The organism is Gluconobacter sp., assembly GCF_047723935.1.
In the GTDB taxonomy this organism is placed as follows: domain Bacteria; phylum Pseudomonadota; class Alphaproteobacteria; order Acetobacterales; family Acetobacteraceae; genus Gluconobacter.
On sequence record NZ_JBDOBO010000013.1, the window covers coordinates 1 to 15,366 of the forward strand.

General features: G+C 54.9%; 11 protein-coding genes. 9 read left to right on the forward strand and 2 right to left on the reverse strand.

What is annotated here, in order from left to right:
• From ABF979_RS07125 to ABF979_RS07145, 5 genes are all read left to right on the forward strand, one after another.
• Nucleotides 1–401 (forward strand): S1 RNA-binding domain-containing protein (locus tag ABF979_RS07125; protein ID WP_415558769.1); only part of this gene is annotated, 401 nt, incomplete at its 5' end.
• A gap of 236 nt (nucleotides 402–637) precedes the next feature.
• On the forward strand, nucleotides 638–3,988 hold the full coding sequence (locus ABF979_RS07130; protein ID WP_202206267.1) for a glycosyltransferase: 3,351 nt from the start codon (nucleotides 638–640) through the stop codon (nucleotides 3,986–3,988).
• A 21-nt stretch (nucleotides 3,989–4,009) separates the two neighbouring features.
• The gene (locus tag ABF979_RS07135; RefSeq protein ID WP_415558771.1) at nucleotides 4,010–6,991 is read left to right on the forward strand and encodes a glycosyltransferase; all 2,982 of its coding nucleotides are present in this window, start codon (nucleotides 4,010–4,012) and stop codon (nucleotides 6,989–6,991) included.
• Nucleotides 6,992–7,038: 47 nt separating this feature from the next.
• Nucleotides 7,039–8,061, forward strand: a complete 1,023-nt coding sequence (locus tag ABF979_RS07140; RefSeq protein WP_202206269.1) for a glycosyltransferase family protein — start codon at nucleotides 7,039–7,041, stop codon at nucleotides 8,059–8,061.
• 73 nt (nucleotides 8,062–8,134) lie between these two features.
• A complete protein-coding gene (locus ABF979_RS07145) occupies nucleotides 8,135–8,464 on the forward strand; it encodes a hypothetical protein (RefSeq protein ID WP_415558773.1) in 330 nt (109 codons plus the stop codon).
• 44 nt (nucleotides 8,465–8,508) lie between these two features.
• On the opposite strand, the gene ABF979_RS07150 is transcribed toward ABF979_RS07145, so the two are convergent.
• Nucleotides 8,509–11,208 carry a M16 family metallopeptidase gene (locus tag ABF979_RS07150; RefSeq protein WP_415558775.1) on the reverse strand — a complete coding sequence of 900 codons (2,700 nt, stop codon included), beginning with the start codon at nucleotides 11,206–11,208 and terminating at the stop codon, nucleotides 8,509–8,511.
• A 145-nt stretch (nucleotides 11,209–11,353) separates the two neighbouring features.
• On the opposite strand from ABF979_RS07150, the gene ABF979_RS07155 reads away from it, so the two are divergent.
• On the forward strand, nucleotides 11,354–11,887 hold the full coding sequence (locus ABF979_RS07155) for a hypothetical protein (RefSeq protein WP_415558777.1): 534 nt from the start codon (nucleotides 11,354–11,356) through the stop codon (nucleotides 11,885–11,887).
• Between the two features lie 11 nt (nucleotides 11,888–11,898).
• Nucleotides 11,899–12,930, forward strand: a complete 1,032-nt coding sequence (locus tag ABF979_RS07160; protein ID WP_415558779.1) for a glycosyltransferase — start codon at nucleotides 11,899–11,901, stop codon at nucleotides 12,928–12,930.
• Nucleotides 12,931–12,939: 9 nt separating this feature from the next.
• Here ABF979_RS07160 and ABF979_RS07165 read toward each other — a convergent pair whose 3' ends face one another.
• Nucleotides 12,940–13,533, reverse strand: a complete 594-nt coding sequence (locus ABF979_RS07165) for a DUF4339 domain-containing protein (RefSeq protein ID WP_064273616.1) — start codon at nucleotides 13,531–13,533, stop codon at nucleotides 12,940–12,942.
• A gap of 116 nt (nucleotides 13,534–13,649) precedes the next feature.
• Between ABF979_RS07165 and ABF979_RS07170 the strand changes: the two genes are divergently transcribed.
• Both ABF979_RS07170 and add read left to right on the forward strand, forming a co-directional pair.
• Nucleotides 13,650–14,051, forward strand: a complete 402-nt coding sequence (locus ABF979_RS07170; RefSeq protein WP_415558830.1) for an MliC family protein — start codon at nucleotides 13,650–13,652, stop codon at nucleotides 14,049–14,051.
• A gap of 81 nt (nucleotides 14,052–14,132) precedes the next feature.
• On the forward strand, nucleotides 14,133–15,188 hold the full coding sequence (gene add / locus ABF979_RS07175) for an adenosine deaminase (protein ID WP_415558781.1): 1,056 nt from the start codon (nucleotides 14,133–14,135) through the stop codon (nucleotides 15,186–15,188).
• Nucleotides 15,189–15,366: the final 178 nt, after the last annotated feature.

Consider the following 15,366-nt stretch of genomic DNA (forward strand, 5'->3'; position numbering starts at 1 on the left):
AGGAGCGCATCTCCCTGGGCATCAAGCAGCTTCAGGAAGATCCGGCAGCCGACACCCTGTCCCGCATCCAGAAGGGTGCTGTTGTGACCTGCGTCGTGACGGCAGTTCAGGCAAACGGTATCGAAGTGAAGGTCGACGATCTGCTGACCGGCTTCATCCGTCGTGCAGAGCTGGCTCGTGACAAGGCTGAGCAGCGTCCGGAGCGTTTCGCCGTTGGCGAAAAGGTTGATGCGAAGATTGTTTCCGTTGACCGTGCTTCCCGTAAGCTTGCGCTGACGATCCGCGGCCGTGAGGTCGAGGAAGACAAGGCTGCGATCAACGAATACGGTTCTTCTGACTCGGGCGCTTCCCTGGGTGACATTCTGGGCGCGGCAATCCGTCGTCGTACTACAGACGTCTGAAGAGACTGAAAATCAGATAACTCTATGTTGTCATGATTTTAGAAAAGGGCCGCGCAAGCGGCCCTTTTTTGTATTTGAGATGTAATGATCTTCTTTCTTGTCAGGGGCTTTTGTTGCTGTAAACCTTCAGGTAAGAATTAAGAGTATCGTGACGGCAGCGGTCTTGTGGTCTCATGTCCAGAAGACTGATGAAGTCAGTTTGAGATGGGAGTGGGCGTTCTGCGCTCAGGAGATTGATGGCGGTTATTTACAACACAAATTATACCCACAATCCCAATTCCTACCTTACGCTGGCGGTCGAACGGGCTGCTCGATCTCTATTTGGCAATGACCAGATTGTTGTCGCTGACAATATGTCCCTGGGCAGTATTGCTGCCTCTGGTGAGCATGACGTTCTGATCTGTCTGGACGCACAACGGATCAATCTTCCACTGATTCGTCGCGTTCGCCCTGCATTTAAGACGTTAATTCTCTGGACCTTTGAAGACCCGTTCATGCGGGACTTTAATGTTGAGAATGCCGGCCTTTTTGACTTCGTCTTTACGAATGATCCGTCCTGCGCCGAATACTACCATGGCAAGGGGCACTATCTTCCTCTGGCGGCCAGTCGTTCCATTCATGAGCGCAAGGTTCTCTCCGCCGCAGAGCTGGAATATGATATTTTCTTTGCTGGCACGATGTGGCCGAACCGCGTCCAGACACTGCGGCGCGTGATTGCGGCCTTCCCGGATGCCAGACTGAAGCTTGTTTGCCCGGGTAACGAGTACCTGCCACCGCTGCCCGCAGATCTTGCTGCACTTGCGATCCAGCGGCCGATCAGCCACGAAGCCTTCATTGATTTTGCGAATGTCAGCGCCGTTACTCTGACGATGTTCCGCGATTATGCTAGCCATGGCGATGTCAGTCAGGCGACGGCGCCGGGACCACGCTTTTTCGAGTTGGCTTTGGGCGGTACGGCACAGGTGGTCGAAGCGCCTGAAAGCATGGGCAGCGAGCATTTCGATACGGTCGAAGGAATTAGCCTTGCGCGTGATCCCGATGGCGTCGTGGATGCCGTCGCCCGTATCCTGAACAACAAGAACACACGCCGCAAAGCGGCGCAGGCGTCCCAGAAGTCAGTACTGGCGCATCATCTGTACGAGCATCGTCTCGAGAAAATGCGTGATATTACGGGGGCTGATTTTGGCCGCCGCAAGGCTGCTGACATCCTCCCGGTTGAGCGTCGCCGCCGTCTGCGGGTGCTGATGTGCACGCATTCCACAATTCACGAGCAGGCTTGGGGTGGTGTTGAAGTTTACCAGCAGGCTCTTTGCTCCCTGCTTGGACGTGACGTTGAGTTCTTTTACTGGCTGCGTCGTGGCACATTCTGCCGTCTGACAACGGCAAGTGGTCAGGAGCTCGAACGCTTCGATGTGCCGGAAGTGGGCTGGCAAGACGCAATGTGCGATGCGCCAGAGGAGATGGCGTTTTCAAGCGTCATCAGCCAGTACAACATGGACATTGTCCATTTCCAGCATCTCGGACATCACGCCCTTTCCTTGCCGATCATCGCCAAGGCCAATGGTGTCGGCGTCGTGTTCTCTGCGCATGACTTCTGGCTTGTTTCAGCGCGCTACAACCTGCTGAACCATGAACTGCGGTATGTGGAAGACGAAGTCCGCTCTGTCCTGTCAGCGGATATCACGCTGAAGGCTTCCGAAAATGTGGATCATGGTGGCGAGCAGACGCGTCGGGCCTTTGTCGCCAAGATGCTTCACTCTGTTGATGCCATTATGTTTGGGACGCAGCATTCCCGTGATCTGACGCATGAGATCTATCCGATCCTTAACGAAAAAATCAGTCTGATTACGGGTATTCCGAGCCCTGAAAACACGGTGCCGGTTAAGCCGAAGAGCTACGCTCCGTTGGGTGATGCTCCTCTGCATGTTGCGATAGTTGGTAATTTCCTGCGCACCAAAGGGGCAGATACGATCCTGAGCCTGATCGAAATCGCTCATCCGGATCATTTTGTCTTTCATATCTTCGGTTATGTGCATCCAGAATACGAAGCTGTTCTGAATGCTGGCAGCCGGTCGAACGTGAAGCTGTACGGCCGATATGACATGGGCGATATCGAGGCCCTGAAAAAGGCAGATGTTGCACTCAACCTGTCAATCTGGCCGGAAACCTATTGCATTTCCCTCTCCGAAGCCTGGCAGAATGGCCTGATCCCCATTGTGACGGATGTCGGCGCTCTAGGGGATCGCGTCGAAGATGGTGTTAACGGTTTCAAGGTTCCGATCAATCGCCCCAGCATGGTTCTGGAGCGCCTTGAACTGCTGCGTTCTTCTGAGCCTGTGCGCAAGAAAATCATGGCAAACATTGGCCCGCATCTCTGGACCCATGCCCGTGAATATGCGGACGGTTTGCTGAAGCTTTATCAGGATGTGGTGCCGCGTCGTCCGATGGGCGTTTCGGACCTGCGGTTGGATGCTGGGCAAGTCCACCTTCTTCCGCATCCATCATGGCGCCATCAGGCTCCGCCGCGTCATATTTTTGATCCGCCGACCACACGTGATCTCTCCGTTGAGCTGCCCATTCCTGTTTCGGACTGGTTCTCCATCCAGGGCGCTGAGTGCTATATTGATGACGTCTGTCATCACGTCTTTGCCACGAGCGAAGATGAAGATTTCGAAGGCGCCAACGAATTTCATATCCGGGGCTGGTTCCTTCTTCCTGGGATCAGTACAGCCGGCCGCATGTTGGCAGTTCTGATCGAAGAAGGTGCAGACAGTCCGCTGATTTTCCTTGAGTGTGAACGTGAAATTCGTGGGGACATTGTTGAGATGTTCAACGGGTCTCCACGTCGTTCTGGCTTCTCCGGCAAGACAGCTCTGCGTGGGAAGTGGTGTGAAGGTCGTTTCCGCGTTGGCCTGATCAATGTCATCAACGGGCAGGCAGCGTTCCAGCTTACTTCGGTCCAGATTGAGGTCGAGGGCGGTAAGATCGACAAAATTCATCGTTCGATGCCTTCCAACGATGTCATTTTGTCTGATTTTAATCGGATTTCTCATAGCGACGGTCTGTTGCGCGGCATCAAGCTGTCTGGCTTCCAGAAGAAAGACCTCCATCCGTATGGCAGCGGAATGCTGGAGAATTTCATCGACGAGTTCACAGGCGTCATTGGGTCTCCTGTCCAGGATGTCGATCCGTTCGGGGGCATCTACGTCCGAGGCTGGGCGTTCCTGAAAAATCTGTCCCGGGCAGGCCAGCTCTATGTTGGGCTTATCCATAAAGAACGTGATGAAGTCACTTTGTTCGGCATGGATCGTATTGCCCGTCAGGATGTAGCGGTTGTGCATCGTGATGCCCCGCTTTGTGCGGGCTTCTCTGGAATACTGAACCCAATGCAGGGTTATGCCCGCCCGATGGATGGGGTTTATCGGGTGGCTCTGATCAATGTGACGGGCGACGTTTTCGGCACATACATTACTGATCTGGTTGCAGCTTTCGATGGTGGACGCATTGTGTCTACAGGCCGTGAAGATCTGACGCCGGAGCAGGCCGAGCGGTCTGAACAGCTTTTGAATGAGAAAGCCATCGCCTGAACCTGGGGGTCAGTTTTTTTTATGTCCGATCCGGTTCCTGAGTCCTCTTCGGCTGCGCGCGAGCCTCGCTGGCGCCAGTTTGATGCGCAGTGGTATCTGCTGCGTTATCCGGAGGTTGGGGACTGGATGCGTGATGAAGGTCATCAGGACCTTTACGCGTTCTATATTGAAACAGGTCAGCGATACGGTCATTCTCCGAACCGGTATTTTGATGAAATCTGGTATCGGGAAACCTACGCAGACGTTCGTCGGGACTTGATTCAGGAAAAATATCGGTCCGGCTTCGAGCATTATTGCGCCGAAGGATATCATGGTCTTTCGGCACACTGGCTTTTTGACGAAGTTGATTATCTTCGACGGTATCCTGAACTGACCCGTCGCTCCCTGGAAGAGCAGGGGTTTTTCAACGGCTACGACCATTATCTGGAAATTGGCGAGGTACGTTATTATAGCGGCCATCGTTTTTTCGATGATGAGCTCTGTCGTCGGCTTGCCCTCCGCTTTCCGGATTATTTTGACAGCCGTATCGGCCTGTTTGCATCTTGGCTCAGTCTGCCGTCCGAGATTGCGGATGCAGGGCGTGTTTCCTGGTATTTTGATCCGGTCTGGTATCTGGAACGCTATCCGGAAGTGCGGCGTGAAATTGCTGAAGGGCGGTACAGCAGTGCCCTTCATCATTATCTTACCAATGAAACACCCCGGCTTTTTAATCCGCAGGAAATGTTTTCCGAGAGCTTCTACGCAGACACACATCCGGATGTGGTTGCCTGTCTGGATATGGGGTCCTTTCGGAACGGCTATGAGCATTTTCTGCTGTTCGGAGTTCATGAAGGGCGCGCGCCTGAAGCGGGCGTGGATCTTGCCGCTCACCTGAGTCGCCCCCAGGTCCGCAACGACGTTCGCAATCACCTGTATGACAGTCCCTTTGCTCATCTGGTTGCGGCCAGAATGGGAGAGGGGCAGCGCGCTTCGTTAGTTGAAGCCCCGGAGATTGAGGAAAGTCAGTCAAGGCAGGTTTTTGAACGGGAAGCTGAGGCGCTCCTTCCCGCATTGGCGCGGCACCCGCTGGATTTCACGGTTGCGGGTGTGCCGGAACTCAGTGTCATTGTCGTGGTCTATGACCGGATTGCGCTGACAATGCAGGCTCTGGCGTCCCTACGCGCAAACTATGCCGGAGCCATCCAGTTGATCGTTGTGGATTCTGGTTCACACGATCAGACACGTCGTCTCGACGAAATGGTTCACGGCGCCAAGATCATGCGTTTCAGGTATAACATTGGATATCTGGAAGGCTGTAATGCAGGTCTTGCAGAAGTTGATGCGCCATTTGTTCTTTATCTGAACAACGATCTGCGTCTCTACCCGGACAGTATCGCACATGCCTTGCAGCGTCTGCGTTCGGACAGCGATATCGGGGCGGTGGGGGCGAAGCTGATCCGCACCAATATGCGCCTGCAGGAAGCAGGCTCCATTATCTGGCGTGATGGCGCGACGTATGGATATCGCCGCGAAGATAGTCCGAACCTTCCTGAAGCGAATTTCGTGAGAGATGTGGACTATTGTTCCGCAGCGTTTCTCATGGTGCGGTCATCCATTCTGATTCAGTTGGGCGGTTACGATTTACGGTACCGTCCGGCCTATTTTGAAGATGCGGATTTGTGCGTTCGTATTCTCAAGATGGGTGCGCGGATCGTCTATGATCCTAACGTGGTAGTTGAGCATCTTGAGTACGGCAGTTCTGGCTCTGCCGGATCTCAGACCCTGATGCACGCCAATCTGCGAATTTTTTCGCGCGTGCATCAGGATTTCCTGCGCCATCAGCAGCCGGCTCATATTCGAAATGCAGTGCAGGCTCGCGAGCGGCGTTCAGATCGGAAGCACATTCTGTTCATTGAAGACCGCCTGCCATTAAGGCGCTTGGGCTCAGGGTATGTCCGCTCCAATGATGTGGTTCGGGCTATGGCCGCGCTGGGGTATCAGGTCACAGTGTTTCCCATGCTGCCCAGAGATCAGAGCGAGCTGGACCTGTTTGGAGATTTCCCGGAGACAGTAGAGCTGATTGCGGATCAGCATCTTTCCACCTTTCCGGATTTCATCCAGGCACGGGCCGGATACTACGATCTTGTGTGGGTCGGACGTACGCATAACATGGCGCGGCTCTTGCCAATTATGAACGAGGCCAGTCGTTATCTGCCAACGGGTGGGGCTGTTCTGGATACGGAAGTGATTTCCACGCCCCGTACGCTGGAGCGTATCAAGGTGCTTGATTTGCCCAAGCCGGCGTTGAGCTTTGACGAGATGCTGCGCCGGGAACTGGAATGTGCCCATTACTGTCAGCAGATCGTCGCGGTGACGCAGCAGGATGCCGGATTTGTGCGCCGTGCCGGGTATGAGAATGTTTCCGTGCTGGGACATGAAATGCGAACCCGTCCGACACGCGCAGCATTCGAGGCCCGGAAAGATATTCTCTTCCTTGGGGCACTGCATGATGAGGGCGCTCCGAACCATGACAGTCTGGAGTGGTTTGTCGGAGAGGTTCTACCTGTCCTTGACGAACTTCTGCCTCCGGACGTTCGGTTTACGATCGCGGGCTTCATTCATCCTTCTGTGGATGTGAGTGCGTTTGCGCGGCATCCTCGCGTGGATATCGTTGGTCCGGTGCATGATCTTGCGCCGCTGTTCGACAGACATCGTGTCTTCGTAGCGCCAACAAGGTTTGCGGGCGGTCTGCCGTTCAAGGTCCAGGAAGCTGCTGCATTCGGGGTTCCAATGGTTGTGACGACCCTTCTGGCGGGTCAGGTCGGCTGGACAAATGATGTGGAATTGCTGTCTGCGCCTGCCGATGATGCCAAAGAATTTGCGTCAGATGTCGCCCGTCTTTATCAGGATAGCGAACTCTGGGCCCGGCTGAGAAGTGAAGCGCTGAAGGCGGTGGAGCGGGATTGTGCGCCAGCGCAGTTCCGACAGGATCTGTCCAAGATCCTGCAGGCGTGTATAGCTTGAAGACGCCACCCACCCGGGGCATGAAGTTTAAGGAAACAGGTGAGGCTATGTCGACAGAAGTGAAAGATCGTTCCTCTGAAACGGAGCGGAAAGTGTCTGGCCTGACCGGACGTGTTCTGGTGTGCAGTGGTGGGCGTTATGAAAGTCAGGCCAATGCCCAGATCCGTGAGTCGATCATGGATGGGTGGGCTGAGTGCTTTGGCGAAGAAAACGTTACGGCTGTTCATATTTCCGCAGCAGCTGCATCCATTAAGATCCTGAAGCCCACAATCGTTTTCGCCATTGGGTCGTACCTGCCGGAGAGCACCTATTTCGGCGAAGTCTGTCGCGAAGCCAAGAAGATTGGCGCTGTGACGGTTTTCTGGGCGACAGAAGATCCCTATGAGCAGGATGCGAACTATCGCATCGCCGATGACTTCGATGTCGTTTTCTCCTGTGACCGCTGGGGCCACAATTTCTATCAGCGTGATCTGGTGTTCCATCTTCCGCTGGCAGCAAGCCCGAGCCTGCATTACATGCCGATCGAAGAGAATGTCGAAAAAACGATCGATGTTCTGTTCTGTGGTGTGGCGTTCACGAGCCGGAAGGACATTGTCCGCAACCTGCTGCCGGTCCTGCGTAACCTGAATATCAAGATTATCGGTCCAGGTTGGGGCGAGCTGGGCATTGGTTTCTCCGATGCCCGGATCGAGAAGTCCCAGCTGGTAGAGCTGTATCGCCGGTCCAAGCTGGTTCTGAATCTGGGGCGCTCACTCCACTTCGAAAACAAGCGTTTTGTGATCGCTCCTTCCACGCCTGGTCCCCGGACGTTTGAAGCTGCTCTGGCAGGCGCGTTTCAGGTGTTTCACGAAGATACGCACGAGCTTCGCCGGTACTATGATGCAGACGAAATTCCGGTTTTCTCAAACCGGATTGATTTCGAGCGGCTGGTTGAGAAATACGTAGGGGATGATGAAGCCCGTCTCGCGATGAGCCGTAAGGCGCAGGCCAGAACGATGGAGCAGCATCTTTACAAGCATCGCATCCAGCAGGCGCTGTCAGTTCTTCAGGCTGAAGGGTTCCTTGGCTGAAAAGCTGCAGGATCTGTAATTTCATCAAAAGCCGGGCTGTCGTGCCCGGCTTTTTTTGTAAGGATATCTGGAAATGCAGACTGTCTGGCTCATGGCGCTTCTACTGATCGCCGCATTTCTGGAAGTCGGCGGGGACGCCTTGGTGCGAACCGGGCTGCATACGGCAGGTCTGGGACGGGTGGGCTTTATCTCCGCAGGCGCGCTTGTACTTCTCATCTATGGAATAACCGTCAATCTTCCGGACTGGGACTTCGGGCGATTGATGGGCGTCTATGTTGCGCTGTTTTTTATCGCCGCTCAGGTGGTAGCGTATTTTGCGTTTGGTCAGAGCCTGACTTTACCTGTCTGCGTCGGGGGACTGTTGATCGTCTCAGGTGGTGTTCTGATGACGGTCTGGCGTTAAGGGATCAGGCCGGAATGTGAATATCCCGGCCTGAAGCAGAGTGTTTACTTCGGCTGTGGACCAAGGACGATCTGTGCCAGATCATCTGGGCGAACCCACTTGCTGAACGCGGTCTGCACCTGCGCAGGTGTCATGTCGTAAATCGCCTGAGCTGCTTCTGCTGGCGCATTCAAAGGCAGTCCCAGATCGATCAGATCCAGATAGCTGCCAGCCAGAGCGCCAAAGCTGGCGCGTGCCATGGGCTGGCGACGCAGCAGAGACGCCTTAGCCAGGTCCAGACTTTCCTGAGAGACAGGCTGGCTGCGCATATCCTGCACGTCCTTGATTGCCAGGGCGCGTGCCTTGTTCACTTTGTCCGGGTCCGCACCAAAGCTGATGCCGAAGGAGCCGCGGGTCCGGGAGTAACTGAAGGCGCTTCCTGCCCCGTAAACATAGCCTGTGCGAACGCGCAGATCTTGCATCAGGCGTGAAGAGAACCCATCGCCCAGAATCTCATTTCCGACAGCCAGAGCATGACGATCCGGGTCCGTGACCTTCATGCCAATGGTCTCCACGAGTTTCACGTCATCCTGTGATCGTCCTGGATCTGCGACAACAGCCTGAGAGGCCTTGCTGAGAGGAATGGATGGCAGATCAACGACAGGGGCAGGGCCTTCAGCCTTCCAGCCGCCAAAAGCCTTCTCGACCTGCTCATGAGCATCTTCAGGGCTGATATCCCCGACAACGACAATCGTCGTCAGATCGGGACGATATGTGGCGGTGTAATAGGCTTTGACGTCAGCGAGCGTAATTTTGCTCAACGTGGCTGGAGTGGCCTCGCGAAGGGTCGGGTCAGTTGCAGGGACGAGTGCCCGGCGCGTAGCACGGCCAAACCGGTAGGTTGGAGACTGAAGCTCACCCGCGCGGGCCTGAATGGCTTCCATCTGCGTGACATGGAAGGCCTTTTCCGGGAAGGCAGGGTGCAGTTCGTGCTCTGCCAGCAAGGACAGACCTTTACTGAAATTTTGGGTCAGTGTGCTGAGACTGAAACCCGGACCGGCACTTTCATCTGCCGAGATGTCATCAAGCGCGCTGGCCAGGGCCAGACGGTCATGGGAGGTGCTGCCATACAGGAACATGTCAGACGTCAGGCCCGCGACGCCTTCCTTGCCTGCGGGCTGCTGCAGGGATGCATTCTGCCGGATGGAGCCGATCAGTTCGACCGTATGGCTGACATGCTCGGGCTGGACCAGAAGGTGCAGACCATTCGAAAGCGTATAGGCCTTGGGAAGAGGTGCTGCGGCCGGAATACTCAACCGTGCGAGGGCTTCTTCCGCCCATGCTGGGAGGCTGACTTTGCCTGATGGTGGCGTGTTGAAAGACTCTGCGCCACCAAATCCTTTGCCGCCAATGGCTTTGCCCTTTTCGCTCGGCGTCAGGGTGGCGCTGATGGCGTGTTGCGGATCGAGGAGCGTTTTGGCCAGCTCATCCACCTGTGCCTTCGTGACGTTCCGGAAAGCCGCGATCATATCATCCGGGCTTTCAAGATGCTGGATGGCGACAGCCTGGGACCAGTTCTCTGCGAGTTCCGAAATGCTGTTCGCATTGAACTCCAGAGACGCAATCTCTTTGCGACGGGCGGCTTCGATCAGATCCGCGGGAATTCCGTTTTTGCGAAAGCCATCCATAAGAGACGCAAGTGTCCGGCGGAGCTCATCCGGGTTGGCTCCCTTGGGGAAGCCTGCGTAGGCGACAGCGAGGCCAGCCTGCGCATCCGGGTCATACATGAATCCTGCGTCCAGAGCCTTGCCATCTGGAACCAGGCCGAACAGGACACTGCGCTGGCTGGCAATGGCATCGGCCAGCAGGGTTACGGCAGCATAGTTCGGGTCACGTTGCCCCGGCATCCGCCAGGCCATGGTGACAAGGCCGATAGGTAGATCTGTATCCAACGACAGGGACTGTGCCTTGGCTGGCGTGGGTGTGACAGCAGCGCGGGCAGGAAGTGTAGCCGCTGCAATATTGCCAAAGGCTGCCTGAACTTTCTTCAGGGTGTCCTGCGGGTCCACATCGCCGGTGATGACGAGGATGGCGTTGTTGGGAGCATACCAGGAGTTATAAAACTGCTTCAGCAGCGGCGCGGTTGTGGCATCGAAAGAGGGCCGCGTGCCGAGCGCGTCGTGCTCGTAAGGTGTGCCTGCGTAAAGTGCAGCGCGCACCTGAGAGAGATAGCGGTAGATGGGGCTCGACAGGTCGCGTGAGACTTCCTGTTCGATGGCGCCTCTTTCATGGGCCCACTCTTTCTCTGTGATGTTCAGTCCGCGCATACGACCGGCTTCGATCCGCAGAAGGACATCAAGGTCCGCAGCAGGGGCCTTGAAATAGTATTGCGTGACGTCAGACATCGTATCGGCATTATCATTGTTGCCGAGCTGGGCGCTGATGGTGGAAAGCTGGTCCCGGGAGAGTGTTTCGGAGCCGTTGAACATCATATGTTCAAGCGCGTGTGCCGTTCCCGGAAAACCCTTGGGTGCGTTGACGGAGCCCACTTCATAATTGAGCATCGTCTGTACGACGGGTGCCAGAGTATCCCGCACAATCACGACACGCAGGCCATTGGGCAAGGTGGCGCGGGTGACGGAGGCCGGTGCTGCCGTGGCAGCCTGAGGCACCGCAGGGGCAGCATGTGCGCCCGTCAGGAGAGGCGGGGCCAGCATGGAGGCTGCGAGCAGGGTCACACGGGTCAGGCGGGAAAAACCGGGCATAGGTTATTAACTTCCTACGGGTAAAATGTTCTGCCAGGCAGTAAATCGACTGTCAGGGATGCTGTCTACCGAGGGAGGATTGCTGAAGGATGAATAAAAAATCATGGGACGCGGTCAATCAGAGGCCGCTAAGAACAAAACTACTATGACCGCTTCCAATTTTATCGTCCGCTTTGATGACTGGCTGATTGACCGGCTCTTTCAGCCCGTCGCAAACAGACTGCCGTCAGTTCTTCCCGTTGTGCAGTTGGGCATGAGCTTTCAGCTCGGCTCATTAATGCTGAACGGCGCAGCGCTGCTTCTGCCGATTGTGCTGTTTGGCGCAACGATGGGCGGTGTGGTGGATACATCGCTGATCTGGTTCATGAACCTTGCCTTCTTTCTGGGCATGAAAAAAACGATCCCGATGATCCGGCCAAACATGCTGAATCCCCTTCGCCCCATGATGCTGAGCATGCGGATGATCGCCATGGCATTCCTCATCTATCAGCTCTTCCGCAGTCTGGATGTGGTGGGAATTGGCTGGATCCTGTCTCAACTTATGACGTTGTCTCAGCTGACGTTTGTGATCGGTCTGTATTTTGTGGCGTGTCAGCCTCAGCCCCCCAGACAGCGCATGTCCTCGCGGAGTGGCCCTATTATTGAAGGCGTCTGGGCCGGGAACGGTAGTATTCGCTAAGGAGGCGGGCAGTGAGAATCCTTCACTGTCTTCTAACGCGGGAATTCGCGGGCACGGAACGTCATGTCGCGGAACTCGCGAACCAGCAGGCTCTGACGCATGACGTAACGGTGCTTCTGGAGCGTCATACGGCTGATCCCCGGACAGGCGGAGACATTGCCCGTCACTTTTTGCCGTCAGTGCGGATCGTCCGGGCTAACCGTGCCGGATATCTGCCAACGCTGTTCAGGGTCGTGCGGAGCGAGACGTTCGACATCGTCCATACCCATCTGGGCAAGGCTTCGATCCGTGCAGGGGTGTTGAAGGTTCTGGGGCTGATGGGAAAAACGCCCGTCATCGGGACTCTCCATAATGCTTACCGTGCCAGAACTTACGGAAAGCACGATGGTCTGATCTGTATTGCCCGTTGGCAACAGGACAGCCTGCCAGAAGGCTGCCAGTACCAGAGCATCCTGATAGCGAACTGGACTGTTCCTTCTGCTCTCTGCCCACTGGAGCAAGCGATGCTGAGAGAAGCCTTTCGTCGGCAGCATGCTCTCCCACCAGGTGCATTTGTGATCTGTGCCGTTGGAAGAATGGTGGAAGAGAAACGGTTTGATTGTCTCCTTCAGGCCTGGAGACAGGCTGTTCTGCCGACCGATACATATCTTGTTCTGATTGGGGACGGCCCAGAACGTGTGCGTCTTGAAAACGTCTGCGCAGATTACAGGGAACGCATTATTTTTGCGGGGTATCGGTCAGATGTGCCGGATGTGTTCTGTGCATTTGACGGATTTGTTCTGCCCTCCAGACGGGAGCCATTTGGGCTGGTGCTGCTGGAAGCGATGGCGGCAGGGTTACCTGTCTGCGCGACAGCAGCGGGGGGCGTTCTGGATATTCTGGAAAATGTATCGGACTGTCTGGTTAAGCCGGATTGCATCGACGCACTTGCCGCCGGGCTTGTGCGCCTGAGGCAGCAGCCTGGCAGAACATGGGACCTGTCCTTCCATGTGCTGGAAGAGCAGGCCTTAAAGACAGAGCAGTTCTATCGCCGTTTCTGCTGAGTATCGCGATCAGAGATCGTAGTGTTTGGAGACGTAGCTGGAGAGGCCATTCGGGTTGTGCATGATGTGCCAGCTTTCTGAAAAAGAAGGCACGAACTGAAACAGGAAGACCAGCAGCGACAGGAAAAACAGCAGCATTCCTTTGCCAACAAACTGGATACGCCGCCAGAAGTAGAGTGGCGGGATCAGGATCCAGAATGCAGAGCCGGGACGGAAGCCCGCGGCAATCAGGGCGCGGCGATCTGTCAGCATGGAGGTGAAGATGATCGCAAAGCTGAGAAGAACGGCGATGATGCTGGACTGGCGGTCAGGGATGTTGCCGAACCAGGCCAGAACGTTGACGATCATGCTGCTGACGAAGGGGCCAAGAATGCTCAGCCAGGCCCAGCGGTTCGAGACCCGGCTCGGGGGCAGTGCAGGTGGAACACCTTCGGGCTGCGGTGGCCAGAACGCGCAACTGCCTGCCGGATGCCATTCTGCCCCAAAAGCCTCGGTCCAGCAGAGGGTGGAATGCTCAATACTGCCGGTTGAGATGAGCGCGCGCATACCATCTTCAGAAAGCGGGCCTTTGCGGCTTCCGTGTTCTTCGTAAAACCAGCTCACAGTCCGTCCTTGGTTTGGGAATTTGTCATTATGCTGACAGAATGGCGGCTCAATCTGACTGAAAGACATGCCTCAGGCAATACTGAAGGCTTCAATCTGTCGGGAAGGGGCAAGTGATGAGAAAATACTCGTTTGGTTTAATGGCTGTTCTTTGTCTGGGGGTAAATCCGGCTTTTGCATCAAAGGCCACTAACCTACAGATCAAGCTGGCTTCTGCCACAACAGTTGACCGTCAGACAGTCCTTTATACCTGTCAGGGCAATGGTGATGCGGCTGCGGAGCTTCTCTCTCGATTGCCGAAAAAACGCATCGCTGTTCAATATATCAATGCAGATGCCATCAGCCTGGCTGTCTTGCCAATTGAAGGGCACACGCAGGTGTTCTCAAACGTAATTGCTGCGGACGGCGCCAAATATGCTGCTGCCCAGTATGTCTGGTGGAACAAAGGAAACGACGCATTCTTTTCCAGCGATATGGACGACAAGGCGCTTGTGACCTGTCATGCTATTGGAAAATGATGATATCATGTCGATATCGTTTTAATTATCCGATAAACATGCATGGTGCGGGCTTATCACGATTGATAAGGAAAGCAGGTCATGTCCGTTGTCTGCATGCAGGAGTTTCTCGAAAAGCTCCCCAAGGCTGAACTTCATGTTCATCTGGAAGGAACGCTGGAAGCGGACTTGAAAATCAAGCTGGCGGAGCGGAACAATCATCCTCTCAGGTCCAGCTCTGCGGAAGAAATCCGACAGGGTTACGTCTATCATGATCTGCCCTCTTTTCTGACGCTGTATTACGAAGGCGTCGAGCTTCTGCAGACCGAGCAGGATTTTCATGATCTCTGCTATGACTATCTGAAAAAAGTCGCGCAGCAGAATGTGCTTTATACTGAGATGTTCTTTGATCCGCAGCTTCACACCCGTCGCGGAATATCATTCGGGACAGTCATCCGGGGCTTCAATGCAGCTCAGGAGGAAGCAGAGAAGGACTTTGGCATCCGCTCTCACCTCATCATGTGCTTCATACGCGAAATGACTGCGGACTCTGCCGACGAGACCTTTACCCAGGCTCTCCCTTATCTTGAAAGACCGGGTCGGAGCCGCATCATTGGTGTGGGTCTGGATTCAGACGAAAAGGGTAATCCGCCAGCCAAATTTGCGAAAACATTCGACCGCGCAAGAGCGCTGGGCCTTCACTTGACCATGCATTGTGATCTCGATCAGGAAAATACGCATGAGCATATCCGGCAGGCTCTTCAGGATCTGGGCAGCGAGCGCCTCGATCATGGATTGAATGTGCTGGAGAAGCCCGAACTGATTGCGATGGCTCGGGACAAGGGCGTGACATTCACGCTGTGTCCGTCTCCGAACGATGTCATCAGGCCGGGACGGTCCCGTCAGGACATTCGGGACATGCTGGCAGCGGGACTGAAAATCACCATCAACTCCGACGACCCGGGTTACATGCAGAGCGTGTATATGACGGAGAGTCTCGCCAAGGCGCAAAGTGCAGCGGACCTGACACAGGACGAACTCATACAGATCAGCCGAAATGCGTTTCAGGCTGCCTGGATTTCGGAAGACGAGCGGACGGTTTATCTCGATGCACTGGAAAAGTTTGCGCGAGAACACAGGGTGGCGATGCCAGTATGAAGGTGTCCTGGGAATTTTTCTCTTGATGTTTAAGGCCTGTGTCTCAGTGAGGCACAGGCCCTAGACGTAAGAATTTAAAAATAAAATCGGAAATCATTATTTATTAAAAAACCAAATTATATCTGAATATTTCAGAAAAATTACAAATAAAGTATAAAATAAGAAACTAGTGTATTAA

Excerpts from the sequence above, each read along its gene's own strand:
- ABF979_RS07130 (WP_202206267.1), top strand. The coding sequence starts at position 638 with ATGGCGGTTATTTACAACACAAATTATACCCACAATCCCAATTCCTAC.
- ABF979_RS07135 (WP_415558771.1), top strand. The coding sequence starts at position 4,010 with ATGTCCGATCCGGTTCCTGAGTCCTCTTCGGCTGCGCGCGAGCCTCGC.
- ABF979_RS07140 (WP_202206269.1), top strand. The coding sequence starts at position 7,039 with ATGTCGACAGAAGTGAAAGATCGTTCCTCTGAAACGGAGCGGAAAGTG.
- ABF979_RS07145 (WP_415558773.1), top strand. The coding sequence starts at position 8,135 with ATGCAGACTGTCTGGCTCATGGCGCTTCTACTGATCGCCGCATTTCTG.
- ABF979_RS07150 (WP_415558775.1), bottom strand. The coding sequence starts at position 11,208 with ATGCCCGGTTTTTCCCGCCTGACCCGTGTGACCCTGCTCGCAGCCTCC.
- ABF979_RS07155 (WP_415558777.1), top strand. The coding sequence starts at position 11,354 with ATGACCGCTTCCAATTTTATCGTCCGCTTTGATGACTGGCTGATTGAC.
- ABF979_RS07170 (WP_415558830.1), top strand. The coding sequence starts at position 13,650 with ATGAGAAAATACTCGTTTGGTTTAATGGCTGTTCTTTGTCTGGGGGTA.
- add (WP_415558781.1), top strand. The coding sequence starts at position 14,133 with ATGTCCGTTGTCTGCATGCAGGAGTTTCTCGAAAAGCTCCCCAAGGCT.